The sequence below is a fragment of the Bdellovibrio sp. ZFWA1 genome (assembly GCF_056175665.1).
In genome coordinates, this window is sequence record NZ_JBJKJH010000001.1 from 1,751,693 (window position 1) to 1,774,727 (window position 23,035).

Annotated in this window: 24 protein-coding genes; 14 read left to right on the top strand and 10 right to left on the bottom strand. The window is 43.0% G+C overall.

The window, feature by feature from the left end:
- Nucleotides 1-13: 13 nt before the first annotated feature.
- Nucleotides 14-1,231, top strand: coding sequence for a TCR/Tet family MFS transporter (locus AC04MN_RS08525; protein ID WP_475382764.1), 1,218 nt, complete (start codon nucleotides 14-16; stop codon nucleotides 1,229-1,231).
- Here the strand turns inward: AC04MN_RS08525 and AC04MN_RS08530 are convergent.
- Nucleotides 1,162-2,277 (bottom strand): hypothetical protein, encoded by a 1,116-nt coding sequence (locus AC04MN_RS08530; protein ID WP_475382765.1) that lies wholly within the window; start codon nucleotides 2,275-2,277, stop codon nucleotides 1,162-1,164. The two genes, AC04MN_RS08525 and AC04MN_RS08530, sit on opposite strands and share 70 nt — an antisense overlap.
- Before the next feature lie 351 nt (nucleotides 2,278-2,628).
- Here AC04MN_RS08530 and rlmN point away from each other — a divergent pair, with 351 nt between their 5' ends.
- The 9 genes from rlmN (at nucleotide 2,629) to AC04MN_RS08575 (ending at nucleotide 11,750) form a co-directional block, all read left to right on the top strand.
- Nucleotides 2,629-3,945 (top strand): dual-specificity RNA methyltransferase RlmN, encoded by a 1,317-nt coding sequence (gene rlmN / locus AC04MN_RS08535; protein ID WP_475382766.1) that lies wholly within the window; start codon nucleotides 2,629-2,631, stop codon nucleotides 3,943-3,945.
- Nucleotides 3,946-3,975: 30 nt separating this feature from the next.
- Nucleotides 3,976-4,884 (top strand): PfkB family carbohydrate kinase, encoded by a 909-nt coding sequence (locus AC04MN_RS08540; protein ID WP_475382767.1) that lies wholly within the window; start codon nucleotides 3,976-3,978, stop codon nucleotides 4,882-4,884.
- 90 nt (nucleotides 4,885-4,974) lie between these two features.
- Nucleotides 4,975-6,450 carry a hypothetical protein gene (locus AC04MN_RS08545; protein ID WP_475382768.1) on the top strand — a complete coding sequence of 492 codons (1,476 nt, stop codon included), beginning with the start codon at nucleotides 4,975-4,977 and terminating at the stop codon, nucleotides 6,448-6,450.
- Between the two features lie 5 nt (nucleotides 6,451-6,455).
- Entirely contained in the window at nucleotides 6,456-7,571 is a 1,116-nt protein-coding gene (locus tag AC04MN_RS08550; RefSeq protein ID WP_475382769.1) for a hypothetical protein, read from the top strand.
- Nucleotides 7,572-7,592: 21 nt separating this feature from the next.
- Nucleotides 7,593-8,810 carry a glucose-6-phosphate isomerase gene (locus tag AC04MN_RS08555; protein ID WP_475382770.1) on the top strand — a complete coding sequence of 406 codons (1,218 nt, stop codon included), beginning with the start codon at nucleotides 7,593-7,595 and terminating at the stop codon, nucleotides 8,808-8,810.
- A 55-nt stretch (nucleotides 8,811-8,865) separates the two neighbouring features.
- Complete coding sequence (locus tag AC04MN_RS08560; protein ID WP_475382771.1) at nucleotides 8,866-9,789, top strand: diguanylate cyclase; 924 nt, start codon at nucleotides 8,866-8,868, stop codon at nucleotides 9,787-9,789.
- Between the two features lie 331 nt (nucleotides 9,790-10,120).
- Nucleotides 10,121-10,741 (top strand): RNA polymerase sigma factor, encoded by a 621-nt coding sequence (locus tag AC04MN_RS08565; protein WP_475382772.1) that lies wholly within the window; start codon nucleotides 10,121-10,123, stop codon nucleotides 10,739-10,741.
- Nucleotides 10,741-11,217, top strand: coding sequence for a hypothetical protein (locus AC04MN_RS08570; protein WP_475382773.1), 477 nt, complete (start codon nucleotides 10,741-10,743; stop codon nucleotides 11,215-11,217). The genes AC04MN_RS08565 and AC04MN_RS08570 overlap by 1 nt, the downstream gene beginning before the upstream one ends.
- Before the next feature lie 50 nt (nucleotides 11,218-11,267).
- Nucleotides 11,268-11,750, top strand: coding sequence for a hypothetical protein (locus AC04MN_RS08575; protein ID WP_475382774.1), 483 nt, complete (start codon nucleotides 11,268-11,270; stop codon nucleotides 11,748-11,750).
- 3 nt (nucleotides 11,751-11,753) lie between these two features.
- Here AC04MN_RS08575 and AC04MN_RS08580 read toward each other — a convergent pair whose 3' ends face one another.
- The 4 genes from AC04MN_RS08580 to AC04MN_RS08595 all read right to left on the bottom strand — a co-directional run bounded on the left by AC04MN_RS08580 (nucleotide 11,754) and on the right by AC04MN_RS08595 (nucleotide 15,239).
- Nucleotides 11,754-12,545, bottom strand: a complete 792-nt coding sequence (locus tag AC04MN_RS08580) for a murein L,D-transpeptidase catalytic domain family protein (protein ID WP_475382775.1) — start codon at nucleotides 12,543-12,545, stop codon at nucleotides 11,754-11,756.
- Between the two features lie 101 nt (nucleotides 12,546-12,646).
- Nucleotides 12,647-13,708, bottom strand: a complete 1,062-nt coding sequence (locus AC04MN_RS08585) for an aminopeptidase (RefSeq protein WP_475382776.1) — start codon at nucleotides 13,706-13,708, stop codon at nucleotides 12,647-12,649.
- Nucleotides 13,708-14,271, bottom strand: coding sequence for an outer membrane beta-barrel protein (locus tag AC04MN_RS08590; RefSeq protein ID WP_475382777.1), 564 nt, complete (start codon nucleotides 14,269-14,271; stop codon nucleotides 13,708-13,710). Before AC04MN_RS08590 ends, AC04MN_RS08585 begins: the two co-directional genes overlap by 1 nt.
- A gap of 86 nt (nucleotides 14,272-14,357) precedes the next feature.
- Nucleotides 14,358-15,239 (bottom strand): TonB family protein, encoded by an 882-nt coding sequence (locus AC04MN_RS08595; protein WP_475382778.1) that lies wholly within the window; start codon nucleotides 15,237-15,239, stop codon nucleotides 14,358-14,360.
- A 115-nt stretch (nucleotides 15,240-15,354) separates the two neighbouring features.
- Between AC04MN_RS08595 and AC04MN_RS08600 the strand changes: the two genes are divergently transcribed.
- The 3 genes from AC04MN_RS08600 (at nucleotide 15,355) to AC04MN_RS08610 (ending at nucleotide 17,743) form a co-directional block, all read left to right on the top strand.
- Nucleotides 15,355-15,870 carry a PilZ domain-containing protein gene (locus AC04MN_RS08600; protein ID WP_475382779.1) on the top strand — a complete coding sequence of 172 codons (516 nt, stop codon included), beginning with the start codon at nucleotides 15,355-15,357 and terminating at the stop codon, nucleotides 15,868-15,870.
- A gap of 116 nt (nucleotides 15,871-15,986) precedes the next feature.
- Nucleotides 15,987-17,306 (top strand): PhoH family protein, encoded by a 1,320-nt coding sequence (locus tag AC04MN_RS08605; protein ID WP_475382780.1) that lies wholly within the window; start codon nucleotides 15,987-15,989, stop codon nucleotides 17,304-17,306.
- Between the two features lie 20 nt (nucleotides 17,307-17,326).
- Nucleotides 17,327-17,743, top strand: coding sequence for a MaoC family dehydratase (locus tag AC04MN_RS08610; RefSeq protein ID WP_475382781.1), 417 nt, complete (start codon nucleotides 17,327-17,329; stop codon nucleotides 17,741-17,743).
- 55 nt (nucleotides 17,744-17,798) lie between these two features.
- Here the strand turns inward: AC04MN_RS08610 and lipB are convergent, their stop codons facing one another.
- Nucleotides 17,799-18,461, bottom strand: coding sequence for a lipoyl(octanoyl) transferase LipB (gene lipB / locus AC04MN_RS08615; protein WP_475382782.1), 663 nt, complete (start codon nucleotides 18,459-18,461; stop codon nucleotides 17,799-17,801).
- A 106-nt stretch (nucleotides 18,462-18,567) separates the two neighbouring features.
- Between lipB and AC04MN_RS08620 the strand changes: the two genes are divergently transcribed.
- The gene (locus AC04MN_RS08620; protein WP_475382783.1) at nucleotides 18,568-18,951 is read left to right on the top strand and encodes a hypothetical protein; all 384 of its coding nucleotides are present in this window, start codon (nucleotides 18,568-18,570) and stop codon (nucleotides 18,949-18,951) included.
- Between the two features lie 10 nt (nucleotides 18,952-18,961).
- Here AC04MN_RS08620 and AC04MN_RS08625 read toward each other — a convergent pair whose 3' ends face one another.
- From AC04MN_RS08625 to AC04MN_RS08640, 4 genes are read right to left on the bottom strand one after another with little or no spacing between them, the layout of a single operon-like run.
- Nucleotides 18,962-19,468 carry a hypothetical protein gene (locus tag AC04MN_RS08625; protein ID WP_475382784.1) on the bottom strand — a complete coding sequence of 169 codons (507 nt, stop codon included), beginning with the start codon at nucleotides 19,466-19,468 and terminating at the stop codon, nucleotides 18,962-18,964.
- 57 nt (nucleotides 19,469-19,525) lie between these two features.
- Nucleotides 19,526-19,945, bottom strand: coding sequence for a hypothetical protein (locus AC04MN_RS08630; protein WP_475382785.1), 420 nt, complete (start codon nucleotides 19,943-19,945; stop codon nucleotides 19,526-19,528).
- Between the two features lie 47 nt (nucleotides 19,946-19,992).
- On the bottom strand, nucleotides 19,993-21,414 hold the full coding sequence (gene lpdA, locus AC04MN_RS08635) for a dihydrolipoyl dehydrogenase (protein ID WP_475382786.1): 1,422 nt from the start codon (nucleotides 21,412-21,414) through the stop codon (nucleotides 19,993-19,995).
- A 1-nt stretch (nucleotide 21,415) separates the two neighbouring features.
- Nucleotides 21,416-23,032, bottom strand: a complete 1,617-nt coding sequence (locus tag AC04MN_RS08640; RefSeq protein WP_475382787.1) for a dihydrolipoyllysine-residue acetyltransferase — start codon at nucleotides 23,030-23,032, stop codon at nucleotides 21,416-21,418.
- Between the last annotated feature and the right edge of the window lie 3 nt (nucleotides 23,033-23,035).

The following is a 23,035-nucleotide window of genomic DNA, read 5'->3' on the forward strand; positions in this document are numbered from 1 at the left end:
AAATGGAGACCTTATGAATTTAGGTAAAAAGCACAATGCGGGAATCGCATTTATTTTTTTTACGATTGTTTTAGATATGATTGGAATTGGATTGATTATTCCAGTCCTCCCCAATGTGATTCGGCGTTTTGTGCAAAACCCGGATGAGGTTTCGACTTATTTTGGCTATTTTATTTCTGTTTATGCACTCATGCAGTTTTTAGTATCTCCTTTATTGGGGGCAATATCAGACTTCATGGGGCGCAGAGCAATTTTATTGGTTTCATTGTTTATTGCAGCGCTTGATTATTTGTTGATGGCTTTTGCTCCGAGCCTCGAGCTTTTGTTTGTCGGCCGCGTGATTGCAGGATTGACCGGAGCAAATATTACCGTCGCGATGGCCTATGTCGCGGACGTCAGTGATGATTCGAATAGATCGAAAAACTTTGGAATGATCGGTGCGGCGTTTGGTTTGGGTTTTATCATCGGTCCTTTGATCGGGGGGTTGGTCGGCACTTGGGGGCCTCAGTACCCATTTGTGGTCGCGGCCATTTTAAATGGCATTAACTTCCTATTCGGCTTACTTATTTTGCCTGAGTCATTAGCTCCAGAAAAAAGACAGCGGTTCTCGTGGAATAAACTAAATCCTTTTCACTCGTTGTTAAAAGTGATCAAGCGGCCTCTGATGCCACAGCTGTTACTGGTGGTGTTTTTCTTACAGTTGGCGGGACAGACTCATCCATCTATTTGGACTCTGTACACCGAAACACGTTTTGGATGGACTGCCGCTCAGGTTGGTATTTCATTGGCCGTGGTGGGACTTCTGTCTGCCTTTGCTCAGGGATATTTGACCGGAGTCATCGTGCCCCGCTTAGGCGAAGTTCGTACGGCCAATTGGGGTATTCTTGGAGAAGCGATCACCTTTAGTTTATTTGGTTTCGCAAGCACGGGCTGGGCCATGTATTTGATTCTGATTGTTTCTTCCGTCTTTTGGGCCGCGCCTCCGGCTTTGCAAAGTCTGATTACCAAGCAAGTCCCCGACAACGAGCAAGGCGAATTGCAAGGCTCGATTGTTTCTTTGACGAGCCTTGCTTCGATCGTAACTCCTCTAGTGGTCACTCAACTATTCTCGCATTATGGAACTTTAGGAAAATCCCAACCTTATTTACCAGGGGCTCCCTACTATTTTGCGGGACTGGTGTGTTTTATCGGATGGTTTGTATTTCTTAAGTCAAAGTCCAAATTTGAATGAGCCTCTGCAAAAGAGTATGCGGGGTTCTCGTGCAAAACGGCCAGGATGGGGCGACCATCAGGCATCTCGGATTTTTTCACGACGCCGACCTCGCCCCCGGTCAGTAGCACAGTTTGGGCGATATCGTCTAAAAGGCAGTCATCTTCATGATTCATCTCTAGAGGATGAAGGGAAAGTCCCCCACTTTTTTGGTCGATGCGGCCAAAGATGTTAAAGTCTTCAGCAACAAGTAGCTTCTGTACCTTTCCTTTAACCGCCGCCTTTGCAATTTGAAAAAGATTTGTTTTTGCCGAGTTTAGTTTTAGATACAGATCAAACTCATTAAGCATTTGATTGACTCGAGTTTGTGCATTCAAACGCACTAACGAGCGGATCTTCCGAATTTTCGATTGAAGGTGTTTTTCTTCAAAGGTCGTTTCCATAAAAGTGGGGGAGGGGCTATGGGTTCGGAGGCTCTTTTTTAAAATTTTACTATGTCGTTTGTCGGCAACGATAAAAACTAAAGTATTCGATTTACGTGATAGATAGTCGACCCAGTTGCCAAGCCACTTAAGCATAAATTCGTACTCTGCTTTATCATCAGCCGAGTGCTGTATCTGATCAATTTTTTCTAATGTGTTGGGAGTCCCTTTATAGAAGTGGGCCCCGTCTTTATTAAGTCCCACTAGAATAAACTCGTGATCTTGCTGGGCCCAATTTATCAAGGGTTTGATATGGAATGAGTCCGCAGTGACGGATAATTCCTCGACGTCGCTTGAGATCTGAATTGTTTTAAAGAAATCATTTTTAATAAATATTCCGATGCTGCCTCGATAGTGACGGTAGTTTTCTGCGTTTGAAGCAAACTCGCGCAATGGCTTCAGGAACTCGGCGATTTCTTCCGGGTTCATGATTTCCATAAGATGATCTTCCGCATTTTTAATTAAGGAATTTAGACGCTTTTTAAATTGCAAGATGCCGCCAAAGTATTGGACGTAGATTGAAAGATGGACCCCATTTTTCGAGTCGATAAGATCCTTCAGAGTTTTGTGCGACGCTGTGATCATGCGAACCTCCTTGATAGTTTTGGCCTGCATTTTTGTAGAGCCATGACGTCATTATATCGGCCCTTGAAATATCTTTAAAATAGATAAATAATCACATAAATATTGTTTAAAGCGATACTAGATGGGGTCTTTTAATAAGACGACCGGGATCTTTTTTCATCTTAGTGGGGTGAGGACCCTTTGTTAGGGATAATTTCCTTGGGCTCTATTGTGGTTTTTCTTGAATTTTGCTAAAACAGCCCCTCAAAACAAAGCGACCTTATTTAAGGGAACCAAATAAAGGTTCCGGCTGGCGGGATGGGCCCAAAAGCAGGCTGTGAAAAGCCATAAGGAGCTCAAAGAGGAGTCCATATGGACGAATTCAAAGGCACACCTGCGTCCAGCGCAGAAGTTCAATCTATTCCTGAAAATCTAACTCAAGACCAAATCACAGCTGCACAGAAAGCCGTTGATGAAGCGGAAGCAAAAGTTGCGTCTGTCGAAATGGGCCAAGGCGAAGCTCCGTTGAATTATTTTGATGATTCAAACACAACCAATGCTGAAAACAAGCCAGTTAACTTTTATTCGTTAACGTTGGAAGACCTTAAAGAATACATTAAGAAAAAAGGCAAAGAACAATTTCGTGCTCAGCAGATCTATAAATGGGTATACGAACAAAGGGTGACTGACCCCGAGCAGATGAGTAATTTATCGAAGCAATTTCGGGCGGACCTTCCGAAGATTTTAAGCTTTGAGCTTCCTAAAGTGATCAAGCATTTAAAATCTGTTGATGGTACACAAAAGTTTTTGTTTGATATGGGCGAGGGGCAATCCGTTGAGGCTGTTTTGATCCCGTCTGAAGACCGTCGCACGCTTTGCATTTCTTCAGAAGTTGGTTGCAATATCGCTTGTAAATTCTGCTATACAGGAAAACAAAAATTAAAGCGCAGACTTCGCACTGAAGAAATTGTCGGGCAATTCATGCAAGTACATGACTTACTTCCTGAAGGCGAACGCATCACGAATATCGTTTTCATGGGTATGGGCGAGCCTCTTGATAATCCAGAAGCCGTATTTAAAACCGTGGATGTTTTGCATTCTCCTTGGGGAATTAATTTGTCTCGTAAGAAAATCACAGTTTCTACCTCGGGTATCGTTCCTGAAATGTGGAGAATCGGTAAGGCTAAAGTTCGTTTGGCGGTTTCACTGAATGGGCCGACTAATGAAATTCGCTCGATGGTGATGCCGATTAACAAAAAATGGAATGTTTACGAATTGCTGGATGCTTGTCGTAAGTACTATGACGAAACTGGCGAGTCCATCACGTTTGAATATGTCCTCCTTAAAGGCGTGACTGATCAAATTGAACATGCTCGGCAGGTATTTAAGTTAGTTCGTGGAATCCCTTGTAAAATCAATTTGATTCCATTTAACGAACACCCAGGCTCGGGCTTTGAACGACCTTCAGACGAGCAAGTTCAGGCATTCCATACGGAACTTGGCCGCCTAGGGGCCCATGTACTGTTGCGTCGCTCAATGGGACGCGATATTTTTGCGGCTTGCGGTCAATTGACTTCACAAGCTCCGAATAAGCCTGAAACGATGGATATTTCAAATTCAAAACTTGCCGGACTGCCCAAGCACTTGCGCGAAGCGATGGCTTCAGCGAACATCCAGGATCAACAATAGTCATCGATAAAAGTAACCAAGGGATTAGACATGTCAGATATTTTAGTGGTTGGAAGTTTAGCTTACGATACAATTCAAACCCCAGCGGGCCGGGCGGATCGCGCTCTTGGTGGATCTGCGAACTATTTTTCTTTGGCAGCTTCATTGTTTGCTAAAGTTAAAGTCGTTGGAGTAGTGGGCGAGGACTATGATCAAAAAGATTACGATCTTCTAAAGAATCGCGGAGTTGATCTTTCAGGATTATCCAAAGTTCCTGGCAAGACTTTCCATTGGGAAGGTGCCTATGAGGGTGATATGAATGAAGCTAAAACGATCAATACAGAGTTGAACGTTTTTGAACACTTCAATCCACAGCTCCCAGAGCATTACAAAGATTCGAAATATGTTTTCTTGGCGAATATTGCTCCTGAATTGCAATTGCAAGTTCTAGAGCAAGTAAAGAAGCCGATGTTCGTTGGGCTTGATACGATGAATCTTTGGATCAATATCAAAAAAGAAGAACTGAAGAAGGTTGTTTCCAAAGTGGATCTTGTTTTGATCAATGAAGGCGAAGCAAAGATGCTAACTGGGGCGAACAATGCGATTTCAGCGGCTCCGTTAATCACTGCCATGGGGCCTAAGGCCGTTGTGATCAAACGTGGCGAGTATGGATTTGCAATGTATACGAAGGATGAAGGTTATTTTATATTGCCGGCAATGCCGATTCCGACTGTGGTAGATCCAACGGGTGCGGGTGATACCTTCGCTGGTGGTTTCTTTGGTTATATGGCTTCGAAAAATGGAGACGTTTCGATCGCTCACATGAAGCAGGCTTGCATTATGGGGTCGATGATGGCTAGTCACACAATTCAGGACTTTAGTGTGAAGGCTCTTGCTAAAGTGACTATGGGCGATATCGAGAAAAGAATGAGTGAGTATCGCAAAGTGATCTCATTTTAAGACGCTCGCTAATGGTCGAGTTTTACTGCCTAAGTGTAAGGCTTCCTTAAGGGAAGCCTTTTTTATTCCGATAAAAAGATCAGAGTAAATATGGCAAAAAAGAAGAAGACCCAAGCAGCAAATGAACTCATTGATTCCTTGATGGAAGATCTCAAGGATATTGTTGTGTCTGAAGAGACGGCAATTGGGGCAGATCCGACTTCTTTATTCAATACCGATGATTCTATGGCGGAACAAACTGACGGAGAAGCTGTAGGGCTTGCTCCTGACGATTTCCGTGTGATGGAAGATCCCGAAGGATTTACTATCTGGAAGAATGGTGAAGGCTCCACTCCGGCAAGTGGTGACTCGGCATACGATGCTCGAAAGGATGAATCTTTTTCGGCTTCAAATGTTTTAAAAGTAGTACAAAATGAAAGCCCGCACTTGTTTGAATCATCAGATTCGGAGAGCAGCTTTAATTCTGCATTTTCGATTCAACCTGGCGGTTTGCCAAATTTAGAAAAGGCCGTTGGCACTGAGCCTGCAACTGGAAATTTAAAATTAGATTTGGGAAGTCTTCCGTCGGCAGATGAAGATAATATTTTTGGTCAAAGCGAAAGCTTTGATCCTCCGGCATTTTCAACGCCAGATTCCGTTGGTTTTAATGGTCCATCGGCAGATGATGGATTTCAATCTATTGATGATATCTTTGGTGGTCCTTCTTCGAAACCCGCTTATCCTCAGTTAAATTCGAGTGAGGAAGAAAAGACCCGCCCCATTGGATTCGACCCTGAAAAGACTCGTCCTGTAGGTTTTGGTGATGATCCAAACTCCAAAGCAAGTCAGTTCACGGATCCCGATCGTACCTTGGCTGCAGAGGGTTTTGCTGCTGCTAGACCTGGACGCAGCAGTCCCTTAGATGAAAAAGTGGGAATTGGCAGTTTAAAGTCGGCAGGAGCCGGCAAGCCTGGAAGTACCCTTACCTTTGCAGATGCAAGTTTGGTGCAGGCTGAAAATTTAAAGATAGCTCAGAATCGAATTCTAGAATTAGAAAAAGAAGTTGAACGTCTTCGAGGTGAAAATGAAGAACTGGCCTCTGCTGCAGAGATTATCAAAACACGCTCGGACGAGTATCATTCACGTTTGGGAAAAGTCGAAAAAGAAAAACAAGAGATCGAGGATTCACATCGCGCTGAATTGCTGGTCTTAAAAGGTAATTTGCAGTTTAAAGAAACTGAAGTGGCAAAAGCTCGACTTAAGGTGGAAGAGCTCGAGACACGTTTAAAAAATGATTTTAAAAAGATTCGAGTCAAAGAACGCGAACTTGAAAATCGCCTTGAATTGGCGCGGGCTGAAAAAGCCGCTCTTTTACGTTCCAAGGACGAGTATATCTTAGATCTTAAGAGAAAGATTGATCAGCTCCAAAGTGAGCTAGATAATTATAGAAGCAAAGTACTTGAGTTGAACAAGACTCTTGATGGAAATCAAGAGCAGTTCAAGCGGACCGTTCGAGCCTTGCGTTTAGCTCTAACTAATTTAGAGTTAAAAGATGGCGAACAGTTCCCACTCAAAAAAGCTGAATAATTATTATGCAAGCAGAAAACACTAGTTCTGAATTACCCGTAGTAAAAAAAATCAAGCTTGTGGTGAGCGATCTTCACCTAGGTAAAGGTCGTTTATTAGAAAATGGCGGACTTAACTCTTTGGAAGAGTTCTATTATGGAGAAAAGCTAGTTGAATTCATTCATTTCTATTCGACCGGTATCTATCGGGACTATGAAGTTGAACTTATCATTAACGGTGACTTTTTAAACTTTCTTCAAGTTGATTATCGAGGACATTTTTTGACGGTCATAACCGAGCCTGTCGCTGTCGAGGTTCTAAAGTCGATTGTAAAAGGGCATGAAAATGTTTTTAAAGCGATGGGCGATTTTGCCGCTAAAGCTGGAAATTCGATCACCTATGTTGTGGGGAACCATGATCAGGCTATGTTGTGGCCGGGATGTCGAAGTTATTTAAATCAGGTTGTTGGGACAACAATTCGTTACAAAAATATTGTCCATTACTTTGATGGTGTGCATATCGAGCACGGTCATATGCATGAAGCTGCCAATCGCATGGATCCTAAAAAGTTTTTCCTGAAAAAAGACTTACCTGAGCCCATTTTGAATCTTCCATTTGGGTCTCATTTTTTTGTCGAGTTGGTCCTGAAAATTAAGCACAAGTATCCTCATGTCGATAAAATACGTCCATTTGGAAAGATGGTTCGGTGGTCATTGGTTAACGAAACCGGGGCCATGCTAAAGAGTTTTGTGATGTTTTGCGCCTATATGTTTAAGAGTGTATTCGTGAAAGATCCACGTCGGATGTGGACCTTTAAACGGATAGTTCAGGTCATTTTAGAAAGTGCAATTTTTCCAGATCTTAGTGAGGCGGCACGGAAAGTACTCAACGATGATCGCGTCCATACGGTTATCTTTGGACATAGTCACGTCTATCAATACCGGCAATTTGGAACAGATAAAGAGTACTTTAATACAGGAACTTGGACAGAATTAACGTCCCTAGATATTGTCTCGTTGGGCAAGATTACAAAGCTTACCTACGTACTTATTGAGTACCCGGAAGATGGGGGACGTCCTCGGGGGCGTTTGAAAGAGTGGCGCGGTTATCACCGTATCGAGGAAGATGTTGCCATCTCGTAGGAACCTTATTAGATTGGTTTCATGATTTCGATAATTCAATCAGGGCACAAAATCTCTACTCAGCACTTAGAGCTTGCGAAAAAATCGTTAGCTCAATTTAAGAATCGTAAGGACGTTGGTTTTTTAGAGATTCCTGATCGTGCTCACCTTTGGCATGAAGCCCTCGTGTTGGCCCAAAGATTAAATAAATCATTTACTGATTTGGTTTTAGTTGGTGTTGGCGGCTCTTCGTTGGGGGTTCGAGTATTGAGGGAAGTCTTTTCGTTGAAGCGACTTCATTTCATAGACAATGTTGATGCCTTCGAGTTTGAACGTACATTGGCGGCGCTCCCATTAGAAAAAAGTCTTTTTGTATTCGTATCAAAAAGCGGAACTACGATTGAGACACTCACTGCTTTAGAGTTTATACATATCCAGTTTAAAAAACAGAATTTAGATTTGCCGAAGCACTCGGTCGTTATTACAGAAAATAAATCGAGCAGCTTGAAGGCCTGGGCTGGACAACATCATGTGCCGTCTTTGGAAATTCCCATGGACGTCGGTGGGCGATTTTCAGTTTTAACATCAGTGGGAATGTTTCCAGCTGCTTTTTTTAATTTAGATATTGAAGCGTTCCGGGACGGCGCGCGCAGTGCGATCTCTGCAGAATCCGAGATCGCCGAAATGATGGCTCAGTCGATGATGAGCTGGCAGCGAGAAGAATGGATTTTCTCTTTATGGAGCTATTCAAATCGTATGCGGTTTTTCGGGGGCTGGCTTCAGCAATTATGGGCCGAGTCTTTAGCAAAAAAGATAAATCGAGATGGGGGTGAAGCTCCTCGAGTCAGCACTCCTGTACCATTGATCGGAGCCTCTGATCAGCATTCTATTTTGCAACAAGTGATGGAAGGGGCCAAAGATAAGTTCGTTGTCTTTCATCGATTTTCCGATGCTGAAAAAGGGAGCTTTAAATTGGGGCCTGCTCTATTTGCGGAAACGGCCAGCCTACAAAATAAAACAATGGGCGAGCTTTTAGGTGCCGAGGCTGAGGCGACTCAAGAGTCTTTGGCTGCAAATGGCATTTCAACGATGACGCTTATGACGAAAGTCCTGGACGAAAGAAGCCTCGGCTTTTTATTTATGTTTTGGCAGCTTACAGTGGCCGGTCTAGGCGAGGCTCTTAATATAGATGCGTTTAATCAGCCCGGTGTCGAGTTGGGCAAGGTCTTAGCTAAGCAAAAATTGAATCGAGACCTTTGATTAATTCGCCAAAGCTGGACTGTCCCCTTGGGGATGTTCACTCTATACTTCTTTTATGGCGAACCACGACGAAAATGAAAATTTAGACAGAACCATCGTTGCTGCTCAGACCTTGAGTGGTATCAAAAAAGGCGATGAAGCTCCTCCGGCCATTGTAGTCTTGATTGGACCTCCAGGTTATCAGGGTAAGCAGTTTCCGATCACACAGAGTGATATTGTTATTGGTCGCTCTGTAGATAGTCAGGTTTACATTGATGAAAGTTCTTTGAGTCGATCTCATGCCAAATTTGTTGTTGTTGGTAATGAAGTCTCTATTATTGATTTAGGCTCAACGAATAAGACTGTGGTTAACGGTCAGGTTTTGGCTCCTCTTTCGGCGTGTGCTTTGCGCAATAATGATCAGATCAAAACGGGCAATGTGATCTTCAAATTCCTTGAAAAAGGAAGTATCGAGGCCATTACGACTCAGGCGATGTACGAGAAAGCCCAAAAGGATGCACTAACGGGTGCTTATTCAAAAGGTGCTTTACTTGAAAAAGGCCCAGAGGCGATCAAGCGTGCTGAAATGCTGAATGAGCCATTGTCCGTTGTGACATTTGATATCGATCATTTCAAAAAAATTAATGATAATCACGGGCACCCAGGTGGCGACTATGTTCTTAAAGAGCTTTGTCGAATTGTGATTTCTAAACTTATCCGTTCAAATGACTTTTTTGCCCGTTATGGCGGAGAAGAATTTGTCTTGGTATTAAGCGGGACTCCGCTAAAGATTGCAGGAGATGTCGGGGAGCGTATCCGACAGACGATCGAAGGAAGTGAGTTTTCCTTTGAAGGCAAAAAGATACCAGTAACAATTTCTGTCGGTGTTGCAGAGAAGACTGCCCAAGAACACGATTGGGCGCCGCTTTATGATCGCGCAGATAAAGCTTTATATCAGTCAAAACAAACAGGTAGGAACCGCGTAACAATCGCGAGCTAAGCATTCGGTTGAAGACGGTTCTGTAAACTTCATTCGGTCTTGGTCACTGGATGTGTGAAGTTCTATTAGACATTATTTGTAAAAATAGCAAATATCCATAAGAAAAAATTATGGATGGGATAACGCATTTTGTAAATCATAAGAAAATTCAAATATTTAGGGCCATTACGGCTCCAAAGATGGCCTAAAATTTAGGCATCAGTATTGCTAAGTAGTAAATGCATGGGCGGCTTGGTTTTTCCAAGAATTTTATGAGCCGCCGACAGCAAAGGTGATAACAGCTCAAAAAAAAATTCAAAATACTAACCGAATTTCGACAGGGGAGTGTCAGATGAGGGGACGAGATTTTGAACTAACCGATACCGAGTTAGTGGAGCAAGTCAAATCGGGTGACAGGAAGTCATTCTCAGAGTTAGTGCGACGCCATCAAAAAGGATTGCTGCGCATGAGTTTGAGATTTGTAAAAGACATGGATGCGGCTGAGGATGTCGTGCAAGAGAGCTTTATTAAGTGCTACGAAAAACTTCATTCATTTGAAGGTCGTTCAAGCTTTAAAAGCTGGTTGTACCAAATCACAGTCAATACAGCTCGCAACAAGATTCGCGAGACTCGTCAAAACACAACGGACATTGAAGATGTGCACTTAGCAGTAGGGGCTGTTGCGGAAAGCGCGATGGTAGGCTCTGTGGTGTCAGATCTTCTTGCCCAGGAAGTGGAGAAATTGCCGTTCAAGCAAAGAACAGCTTTGGTGTTGCGGGTGTATGAAGATCTTAGCTTTAAAGAAATTGCAGAGATTATGGAATGCCCTTATGACACGGCAAAAGCCAACTACCGTCATGCTTTATTAAAGCTGAAGGAGGCTTTTGAAAGTCACAAAGAACTTCAAAACTGGTCAGCAGAAGAAGGCGGATTTTTCACTGAAATCACTCACCGATTTGCGGAGGCGGAATAGTGGACAACGAGATGGATAAGAAGAATTCTTTGCGTATTGAGCAAATGCGCAAGAGTTTGCAAAACATGGATGATAAAGATTTTGAAGTCTCAGAAGATTTACTCAATAGTCTTCATGATAAAATTATGCAAAAAGTCGCCGAGACTGAAATGGAAGCCCCCAAAATGTGGGACAAACCCAAACGATATCTTCGTGCGCATTATCGCGGATGGCTTTATACCGGCGCCACAATGGCCGCTTGTTTTGCCCTTGTGGCGACCATGAATCAATATGGAGTTTTTCAGCCAGGAAAGACTTCGATGTCCGACTTAGATCCTAAGTCAAAGGCGATCGCATTGGCGGCGCAGATCTCTCCGGAAGAGTTTTCAAAAACTGTCCTCGGAGACGGGCTGGAATCGCAGTTTTTTGTGGACGCGGCGACCGAATCGTTTGAAAATTTGAACATGTCTCAAGTGAAAACTCTTATGGGTAACTAAGTCGGTTGCCATTGGGGTTTAAGCAACGCTTGAATCGCAAAGGCGCAGATGTGTTTAGGATTTTAAATCTTTCAATATTAATATCGTTGCAATTGATTCTTTTTTCTTTGCGATCATATTCAGCGAATTCAAACAAAATTGAAGAGCTCTTCATTTGGAAAATCAGTGAAGAGCTGAATATGTCCCCTTCGGAGGAAAAAGCATTTACAACGCAGTTTAAAGATTTAAATGCGAGAAAAGTTAAATTGAATGCGCAATTGAACGAGTCGGTTCAAAATGTTTCAAGTTTAAAATCTGAAAAAGAAATAAAAGAATTTTTAAGTTCCTATCGAAAAACTTTAGATCAAATTCATGGTCTTGGAAAAGACGAGCTGGATGGCGTTGTTAAGATACTGGGTACAAAGCGCGCGGCTCAGTATTTACAAATTAAGTTAGATCTTTCAAACAAGGTTAAATCTTTGATTACCCAGCCACAAAGCCCAAAAGAAAGTGGAGACAAAAAATTGCCTCCACCTAAAATTATTATTGAATAAATCTTATTGATTGTACCAAGCGTAAATCAGTGCGCCACCTTTAAGCTTAGTGATCATGCGGTCGCGTAGTTTATTTTCAATCGCAGGGCATCCAAAAGAACGGCCGATCGGAGAGCGTTTGGGATCTACGTAATCGGCAGAGTGTACGACAATCGCTCGCTGTCTAGCTAACGAGTTCGTTGATTCCAGGCCATCTAATCTTAGGGACAAGCCGTGATTTCCAGAATAAGTTTCGGCTGTCATATAGGCGCCGATAGAGCTCATTAAAGATCCTTCGATATTCGAGAACTTGGTCGCAATTCCATCAAAGTCCGAATCTGAATTTTTTCCGTGGGCCACTAAGATCGGTTCCACGGCGCCTGTTTTTAGATCAATGATATAAAACCTTTTGTTTGTGTTCTTTTGAGTAAAATCAAGCACAGCTAAAACATTTTTGTTTTTGAAGCGATCTTTGTATTTTGCATGAAACTCGATCGCTTTTGAAAGGGCCCGGGCCGGAACAATTTTGTTTGGGTCTAGATGCTTGTACTCGTCTGGGATCGTAACAGGAGCCTGTGACTTCAAAGCCAGGGGCTGAACGCTTTGACTTTCTTGCCACTGGATTGTTAAGGCTTCAACTGAAGGTGTCCCACCCGCAGCATCGTGTTCTGATTTTTCTAAAGCATTGTCTAGTTCAACACTCGAACAGTTTTCCGAGCTAGCACAGGTGAGCGATGATAAATCTTGAGTTTGAGGTGCGCAGGCGTTGAGGATACCGGCTGAAAGTAGAATCGATAGAACCTTTGCTGTCTTCATAAGACCTCCGATACTGGACTCGTCGGAGGTCTCTGGTCGGGTCTATATAGGACTCTGGTCTGGATTCAAAAACAAAATATTTATTGTCAAATTTTTAGACTCTACATACTTGAAAGTAATTTAGTCAGATCTTGCTCTGGTGCAGGACTTTTTTCTAGGGACATAACTTTTTCTAGAAAGCAAGGATAGCTGCTTTTGCATTTATTCATAAGAAGTTCAAATGAATCTAAGTTTTCAAGGTACGTTTTCATCACTAATAAACGTGCGTTGTTTAGGGGGCTTTTATTAAAGCCATAGTGGCCTTTTGTCTTTAGATTGGGATGAATCTTCGTGTAGAAATTGTCTTTAATCAAGTTCAGACGTTCAATGCGCGCGTCTTCTGTTTTGTCTTCATCAGGAATGTTTGCATACCATTTTTTAAGATCATCTAGCTCTGAAGATATAAATTTCGAGAATATCTTGTCATCTTCGTTGCCGTTTTTGATCTTCTGTAGGGTCTGGGAATGCGGACCTTCTTTAATTAGGTAAAAGTGTTCGGCGCCGTAGTTTCCTAAAAATGTGGCAAGGCGCTCATTAAAGTCTGCATTATTTTTTATGTAAATCGTTGCATGTACTGTTTCATGAATAATGGTATTGACCAGATCTTCGTCGGAATAGTTAAGCATCGAAGAAAGAATCGGGTCCTTCAACCAACCCAAAGTGCTGTAGGCAGCGACACCTCGTAAATAAGTGTCAAGCTCCTGTGTCTTAAGTTCTTGCTCTTCTTGTTTGGCATCGCTTTCTTCAAAGTATCCTTTGTAGGGCATTTCGCCGAACAGCGGGTATTTAAATACAAATTGTTTTAATTGCCACTTTTCTGCCGCCGAAACAACGTAAGAAACATAGGGACGTCCAAGATCGATGTACGTAGTATAGTTCTTCGTGCGCTTTAGTCCCATCATGTTTTCGGCAAATTCTTTTGCTTCTTTTGCTAAAAGAATTTTTCGTTTTTGTTCAGGGGATAACCGCTCGTCACTTTGGACTTCTGCAACATTTTTTTGATTCGTCAAAAGTTGCAGTTGGCCTTTTGCATTTTTGGCAAGATAGGTCAGCTGGCAGCCAGAGTTAATGAGTCCTAAAGTTACTAAAAATATTCCAAATAAAGGCCTCGGACTTAAACTCATCACAGCATCCAAGTTAGGCCGGCTTTAAAGAACGTATCTTTCTTGTCTACATTGGTTACATTTGTTGTCCATGTATCGTAGCTCAGTTTAACTGACATCGCCTCCGAGAACGCAATTTTTAAACCCACGCCATAGCTGGGGGCACTGCCTTCTTCTTTGGGCATCACTTGAGTCGTCATGCTTCCAGTTTTGAGCTCGAGTTCTTTTGTGAAATAAGATAGCCCACCTTTAATGTAGGGCTGAAACAACGATTTTTTGTCAGCAAGGATAAGAATTAAATCACCGCCGTAGTATTTTGTGGTTTGAAAAATACGACGAATCTCGGCATCGTTCGTAAATTTCTCTTCGCGGTTCACGACTTGGTTGGTGTAGCTAAGCTCTAATGCCACTGTTTCCCAGAAGTACATCGAGACTGATGCCGATGCGGACTCTGCTTTTTCAGAGTTGTTTTCCGAAAAATAGGTTGTTCTGTAACCATAGTTAAGTCCTAGCTCGGTCATGACTGCTAGGGCTGACGATTGAAAACCGATTAATGTAAATAAGAAGAGTATCCATTTTTTCATGACTTTAATTTATCACGAAGCCTATGTCGGATGTACTAGACAAAGGCACAAAAGCGTTTGTTCTTTAAGTAGGTCAGTGATGGAAGTTAGTTTTGGGGCCGAGCTAGACGAAGGGGGGCCCAATGAACTTGAAACGAATACTTCAAGTGAATATACCCATCAGCCTGAACCATTTCTTTCGGGGGATTTGGAAAGATTCTAGCTTCTTTAAAAGCTTGAATGGCCGCATTGTCGAAAGCAGGAATTCCAGACTCTTTCATCAGAAGAACCGATTTCAATTCGCCGCTGGGATCTAATAAAAATTCGGCCTGAGTCACCCAACTTCGACGTTGGTTCAAAACTTCAATAGCTTCCGGAGTGAGATTGGCTACAGTTTTTTGCACACGAATATCCCAGCGGTAACGAGTCAGATCTTCGACACGCGCATAAAAGCTGTAGAAAGTATTGCGGTCCGTATTCAGGGCCGTAATGCTGCCCAGAGGAGTGTCTTTATTAAGGGCCTCCCCAAAAGTGGAGGGGCCGCCACCGCTTAGGTTTTGCCACTCTTTAAGTTCATTCTGAATATTTTTTTCCGCGAACGAACCTTCCTCTGTTGAGTCTTTCTTAGCTTGCTCTCGCGCTGTTTTAGGGCTGGCCTGAGGTGGAAGGCCTAGGCTGGGACGGTCATCGACGCTATTGTGAGTAATTCCAGATAACGCCGCTCGAGTTTCTTTTTTCACGCGAATATCTTGTTCGGAGGTTAAGTCTGTTTTTACCTGCGGTTCGTTAATTTTTAAAGATTCAGGAATCGCGGCCGAACGAACTACCGTTTTCTGTTTTTTTTCTAAGAGTGGATTTAGCGGTGTCGAGGGTAAAATTTCGATCTCTGTGACATTGGTCGCGCCAGAAAATTCAGGAGCCAGCCTCATGAGTAACATAAGACTTAAGTGTGCGGCTAAACTGAGGCAAATGAACTTCCAGGCCTTCATAGGTCTCAGGATAAGACAATCTGGACCAGGAGGTAAAGGCTTCCGGCTAAAGTTGAAACAAATTCCGCCGATAAAGAGTATATGCGTCACTTTGGGGGTGGCGTTGGGGGTTAATATGGGTAAGTTAATAGACATCAATTCGCGGCTAAAATCTCGGAATAACAGCAAAAAACCAAAACAGTTTGATGTTGTTAGTGAAAAAGTATTGGATCTTACCGAGGCTCGCGAGGCTGCCCTGAATCGTGACCGCCGGCAGGTGAAGCGGACGATACTGACAGAGTTTGTTGGAGCTTTCGTAATTTTGCCAGAAAAAGGTCTTTTGAAGGTCGCATTGTACGATATATCTGATAACGGGGTTGCCTTTGATATTGAAGCGACGGAAGGTCGTTTTAATCATGGCGATGAGGTCGCAATGAGAGTCTATCTGAATCATACGACCTATTTTCCATTCACAGTGACGATTAATAACGCGCGTTTTATCGAAGAAGAAGGCGTGGTTCGTCATGGTGCGGGTTTCCTTAAGGGCGCTCTGAATGAACAAGCTCTCCATCACTTTGTGAAGTTCATCGAAACGGTCAACGTCAGCCTTAAAAAGGATGATGGAGACATTCAGGTTTCAAACATTTCTTAAAATCTTAAATTTTCATGCGCAAAGTCCACGGGTTTTTCGTGGACTTTAGTCTTGCTATGGGTTCAAATTTTCTTAGAGGTTGATGTTAACCTCTAAGTGAATCCAGGGAGGGCTCATTGAGTAAATCTACTAAGCGCAGAAAAATTGTTATTGATACGAACGTCATCCTCTTTGATGCACAAGCGATTCTTCGATTTGGTGAAGCTGATGTGCATATCCCAATTTCAGTTATTGAAGAGATCGATAAGTTTAAGCGTGATCAAGGCGAGAACGGGCGAAATGCTCGTCAATTTTCGCGTTTTGTGGATGTTTTGCGAGCTAAGGGTTCCTTATCCCAAGGTGTGCAGTTAGATAACAGTGAAACGATCGTTTACATCAATACAGATCTCATGCTTTCTGGAGTTCCGGGCGAGCTAGATCAACATAAGGCAGACAATCGTATTTTAGCTACAGCATTAGCACTACAAAAGCAGCACCCAAGAACAAAAGTAGAACTGATTTCTAAAGACATCAATCTTCGTATCAAAGCTGATGTCTATGGTATTTTTGCGAAAGACTACGAGACTTCGGATTTAAATCAAGACGATCTTTACGAAGGATATTTAGAGCTTGAAGTGACTCCTCAGCAGATCGATGCTTTTTACAAAGACAAGCGTCATGCGACTGAGGTGAAATTGTATGCGAATCAGTACGTGATCATGAAGGATGTTACAAATCCGAACCATTCAGCGATTGGTCGTTACAGTTTGCAAGCCGGAGCGATCGTTCCCTTGGTTAATCCGATTGATTCGATTTGGGGAATTCATGCAAGAAACGTCGAGCAAGCTTTTGCTTTAGATTGTTTATTGAACGATGAAATCCTTTTTGTATCTTTGGTTGGTAAAGCGGGTACCGGTAAAACTTTGATGGCAATCGCTGCCGGTTTACATAAAACATTGGACCTTGGGCAATTCCAAAGACTTCTAGTGTCACGCCCTATTTTTCCAATGGGCCGCGACATTGGTTACCTACCTGGTGACATCGAGCAGAAACTAAATCCTTGGATGCAGCCGATCTTTGATAACGTGGAATTTTTAATGGGTTCCGATAAGAAGGCCGCTGGACGCGCTCAAGAGCTGATAAATCAAGGTATGTTGAATATCGAACCGCTAACTTATATCCGTGGACGCAGCATTCCTAAGCAATACTTAATCGTAGATGAAGCGCAAAACTTGACTCCGCATGAGATTAAGACAATTGTTACCAGAGCCGGAATGGGAACAAAAGTCGTATTAACTGGTGACGTTTACCAGATCGACAATCCCTACGTAGATTCTGCGAACTCGGGTTTGACTTATGCGGTTGAAAGATTCAAAGGGCATAAGATTGCAGCTCACGTGACACTAACTAAAGGTGAACGTTCAGAGCTTGCAGAATTGGCGGCGAATATTCTTTAGGCCAACAAGGAGGTAGTTTTATGACTGGTCACGAGCATGTGGATATTGGATTTCAAAAAGACATTTCAGTTCAAATCACGGATAAGATGGTTCGTATGTTTGCTGAGTTGTCAGGAGATCATAATCCCATTCACCTAGATGACGAGTATGCTAAAACTACCAAATTCGGCAGAAGAATTGCTCATGGTATGATCGTTGGCGCATTGATTTCTCGTTCTTTGAATGAGTCTTTGGGGTCTGGCGGAATTTATCTGGGGCAAAATATTAAATTCGTAAATCCAGTTTTCATTGACGATACAGTGACGATTCACATTAAGGTGGTCGCGCTTCGTAAAGAAAAAGGGATCTGCTCGGTGGAAACAAATGTCACTAAGCAGACCGGCGAAACAGTCGTTAAAGGCGACGCCGTGATTATGATGGCACCTGCTGTAAAGTAATTTAGAAAATGAATTTATGACTCTAAAGCCCTGGCTAGCAATAGCGAGGGCTTTTTTATAGGTTGTTTTGAAGTTCTATTTTAAGATCATTGCAAAAGGATTCAATTTTTTGCTTATCTTCTAAAATGGCTTCAAGACTCTGCATTGTCGAGGCCGAGAAACCGCAAGGATTGATTCCTTTAAAGGCCAAATCATCTTTGTAAAGATTGATCGCTGCCCCGTGATAGCTAACCCAATTTTTTACACCTAAGCCCAAAGAAGCGATCTTTTTTTCATTATACCAGATGCCTGTTTCTTCCTTTGCGGTTGACTCTAGATCATTTCGTTTTACTGATTTACCAATGGCATCTATCGAAACTGTCTTTAGTGATTTTAAAATTAAGTTTTCAAAGGCGCGAAGGAATCCTATGACATCTTTTTTGGGATATAGTTTTCGGTCGAAATTAAGATTTACAATTGGATAGATCACTAATTGTGAGGGGCCATGGTAAGTAGCACGGCCGCCCCGTCCAACTTCGACGGTTTCGCCATCCCAATCAAAAATATCACCGGCTTGGGTGCCGCGTCCTTTTGTGACCACAGGAGGGTGCGAGCAAAAGATTAAATAGCCTGGAAGCTCTTTTGTGAAGACTTCAGTGTTCAGTTCTATTTGTTTTTGAAGAGCTGAGGAATAGTCTATCAGACCCCAATTTTCAAAAGTAAGTTCATTAGTGGGCATATGAGATTTATGTCATGTCTCGCGAATTCATTTCAATATAAAAAGTTGTCAATAACGCTGGCAGCCTTCTAGAATGATGTCAGGGGGCAAATTGAAAATTGAAACCATGATTGAGAACATATCCAGAGCCAAAAGCGTGATGGAAAAGTCGTTGGAGAAAAAATCATTACTGCCTGAGTTTTTCTGGGAGACGTTCGAAACAGGAAGAAAAGGGCTGGAAGAGTCCGTACAATTTTTGACGGCCATTCAGAAATTTGAAAAAGAACGTGCAGAGACCGAAGCTTTAAAAAAGCAAAAACTTTTAGAGCTATTGAAAGAATTGGATTCGATTGCAGATGATATGTCTGTGGTTAATACCGAGGCGAAATATATTGTTTCTAGAAATAGTTCCAATGAGGCATCCATGGACAAAATGAGTGCCGAAGCTATTCAGTACTATATGAAAAAAATGGAAGAGAAAATTGCAAAATTAAAAGGAGAGCTAAAATAAGCTCTCGTTCTTAGTTGTGCAGGCAGTGATTGCTAGTTGTCAATCCACTCTCTGATGGGACCTCCTCTAAAAGACGATCTGAAAGCAAACTTTCTCGGACAAGGTCTTTGGGGCTAAGGGATGAATCAATTTTGAATTTAACATGAGAGTCCTCAAGTTGATAAAGGTCCCAGGTTAAAGTTCCAGTATTTGCGACGCCATTAAGCTGGCTGTAATCAAGTTTTAAGTTATGGTCAGATGTTTTGGACCATTGACCGCTGAGAGTGCATTTTTCTCCAGCTCCGTTGAGGTCAAAGAAAAGCTCTTTGTAAATAAAGGAGCCATCAGCATTTAGTTCTATCTGAGTAAACACGTTTTCTCGCGAGGTATCGTGTCCGGTAAACTCAGCCTTCGTCAAATCTGAAAATTTAGGATCCCCGGCGGTGCTGCTCAAATCAACGGTTCCCGAGGGGTTTTGGGTGCAGCCAGAGGCGATCAAAATTGAAATGCAAAATGAGATGAGTAAAAATCTTTTCATATAAATACTTTCGTCAGAAAGCATTTATCCTACGAGTCCAGTTTGAAATTTTAAAATCTAGATCGAGTCTTGGGCGTGCCGGATATTAATTTGAATTTCATTCTCAGTTAAGTCTTTGGATGCGAGATCAGATTCAATAAGATTTTGCTCTAGGCGTGGACGGGCCCATACTCGCAATGAAAAATATAAAATAAGATGGAAAAGAAAGCCGGGCCAGCTTAGAGCGATTAAAAAATAAGAGGTAATTAAAAGGCCTTTTTTGAAGTTGAGGTGGTCTTCAGCGATACTGGCCTGGTCTAGAGACTTGATCTCGCCCGCATAATCCGCCCAAAAGAGTCCAACTTTATTTAGATTGCGCTGCAGAGTCTGGTACTTTTTTGAGTTTTGTTTCTTTAAGTAACTTCGGTAGTGCAATATCGAAATTGCAGTGCTGGGAAGCCATCCAGTTACGTAGACCAGAGCAAGTTCGGGTGCCATTAAAGATCCTTAATAAAAAAGCCCACCGTGGGGTGGGCTTTATGATGTTACTTATGAAGTGGCTTTTGAATAATATGAATTGCGTGTCCAAGAGTTGCCTCAGCCGCTTCCATCATTGTCTCGCCCAAGGTTGGGTGAGGGTGAATGGTGAGAGCTAGGTCTTCTAGACGAGCTCCCATCTCGATAGCCAGAGCCGCTTCCGAAATTAAGTTAGAGGCTTCAGGTCCTACGATATGAACGCCTAACAAAATATGCGTTTTCTTGTCGGCAATCATTTTTACAAAGCCATCGGTTTCCATCATGCTCACCGCACGGCCATTGGCTGCAAAAGGGAATTTAGCAATCAATAGATCATTGAATCCCTTTGCTTTGGCTTCGGCTTCCGTCATGCCAGCTGCTGCAATTTCTGGATCTGTAAAGACAACTGCGGGAACCATTTTCGCATCGTAAACGCGATTAATGCCTTTAATTACTTCAGCAACTAGAACTCCTTCGTGGGAAGCTTTGTGGGCCAACATTGGTTGTCCACAGATGTCGCCAATTGCAAAAATGTTGCTTACGTTAGTTCTGCGCTGGGCATCGACTTTAATAAAACCACGCTCATCGACCGCGATACCAGCTGCTTTTAAGTTCATTTGATCGCCGTTAGGACGGCGGCCTACTGTCACAAGGATTTTATCAGTCTTAATGACTTCGTCTTTGCCGTTAATCTCGACAGTCACTTCGTAGCCGTCTTTGACTTTCTTTTGGCCTTTAGCTTTAGCTCCGTAAAGAACTTTAATCCCAGACTTCTCAGCTTTTTTAGCAACGACCGCAGCACAATCAGGATCTACAACCCCAGCAAGCAGTGATGTTTGAGCTTCAACCACAGTGACTTCTGTTCCTAGCTTGCGAAGATAAGAAGAGATCTCAAGACCGATATAGCCACCACCAATCGTTACGACACGTTTAGGGATTGAATCAAAAGCCAAAGCTCCAGTTGACGAGCAGATATCTTTTTCATCAAATTTAAAGCCAGGAATTTCGATTGGGCGTGAGCCTGTTGCAACTATGAAGTGCTTTGCAGTCACAACTTCCGTGCCCGCCGATGATTTGACTGATAGCTCTTTAGAGTTTTTAAACTCTGCTTCACCCATCAATATAGTGACGCCGTTGCCTTTAAGTAATTGCTTCACTCCGCCGGCCATTTTATCCGAAACAGATTGTTTCCATGAAACCAACTGTTTCATGTCCACATCGATGCCACCTTTAATATTTAAGCCCATCTCTTTGAAGTTGTGTTGAGCCTTGTGTAAAAGGTGAGTTGCAGTGATCATCGCTTTTGATGGAATACATCCAACGTTCAGGCAGACACCACCCATGTATTCACGCTCTATAATAGCGGTTTTAAATCCCAGTTGTGCGGAACGAATAGCTGCTACATATCCACCGGGACCTGCGCCAATAACGACTACATCAAAATTTTGCATATTACATCATCTCCATCATCAAACGACCTGGGTTTTCAATGCGATCCATGAACGATCTTAAGAAGCGAGCAGCAACGGCACCATCGATAAGGCGGTGGTCCGCAGTGATCGTGTAGTTCATGACTTTGATTGAAGATAGCTGACCGTTTTTGATCACTGGCTTTTCATCAATTTTATACATACCAAGGATCGCGACTTCTGGGTGATTGATCACAGGAGTGGCATAGGTTCCACCGATAGAGCCGATGTTTGTAATAGTAATGCAAGCGCCCTTCATTTCGTCTGGCTTAAGTTTGCCATCACGAGCGCGCTTCGAAAGATCTAGGATTTCTTTTGAAAGCTCTAGGATGCTTTTTTGATCAGCATTTTTAATCACAGGAACTACAAGTCCATTTGGAGTATCTGCCGCGAAGCCCAGGTTGAAGTACTTCTTATAAACAATTTCACCGGCGGCATCGTCAATCGAAGCATTAAACATTGGGAATTCGCGAATCGTAGCGATCATGGCTTTCATCACAATTGGAAGATAAGTGATCTTTGTGCCATTCTTTTCTGCGAAATCTTTAAGTGACTCGCGAAGTTTAACCATTTCTGTCACGTTTGCTTCGTCCATCAATGTGAAGTGTGGAATGATGGCCTTAGATTTTTGCATGTTTTCCGCAATTTTTTTACGGATTCCAACTAGTGCCACGCGCTCTTCAATTGCTCCAGTAGGTCCTTGGTAGGCTGGTTTAGGAATTGACATGGATGTGCCCGCTGCAGGAGCTGATTTCGCAACAGAAGTAGATCCTCCAGTTGTGTTCATCACATCATCGCGAGTGACACGTCCGGCAAGGCCAGAACCAGAGATAGAGTTGATATCTACGCCCATTTCGCGAGCTAGGCGGCGAGTTGCTGGAGTTGCTAAAACGCGAGAGTCTGCAACTGGCGGGAAAATATTTCCAGAGGTTGTAACAGCGGCTGGTGCGGCTTTTGCGGCCGGTGCAGCATGAGGCGCCACTGTAGCAGATGTCGCTGCAGGAGTTGTGGACGCGGCAGTGCTGGCGCCGCTCGAAGATTCAAGAACTAGGATTGCAGTTTCTACTTTGACCATATCGCCAGTTTTCTTTTTGAGTTCTTTAACAACTCCCGCGATTGGAGTCGGAACCTCAACGGTTGCTTTATCCGTCATGAATTCTGCAACTGGCTGATCTGCTTTTACAGAATCGCCAACTTTGACCAACCATTTAACTAGCTCGCCTTCAGTGACGCCTTCACCAAGTTCAGGAAGTTTGACTTCAGTCGCTTTTCCGCCGCCGACTGCCGCGGGTACTGCCGCTGGTACTGGCGCAGAAGTCGTCGCCACAGCCGCTGCTTTCGGAGCTGCCGCTGAAGCCGAAGCTCCACCTTCAAGGATTAAAATTGTCGTTTCGACTTTGATAGTGTCGCCAACTTTGAATTTAAGTTCTTTTACTGTGCCAGCAACAGGAGACGGAACTTCAACAGTCGCTTTGTCAGTCATGAATTCAGCAACAGGCTGATCTGCTTTTACAGAATCACCTGGCTTCACAAGCCATTTAACTAATTCACCTTCAGTTACGCCTTCACCTAGTTCAGGAAGTTTAACGTCTGTTGCCATTTC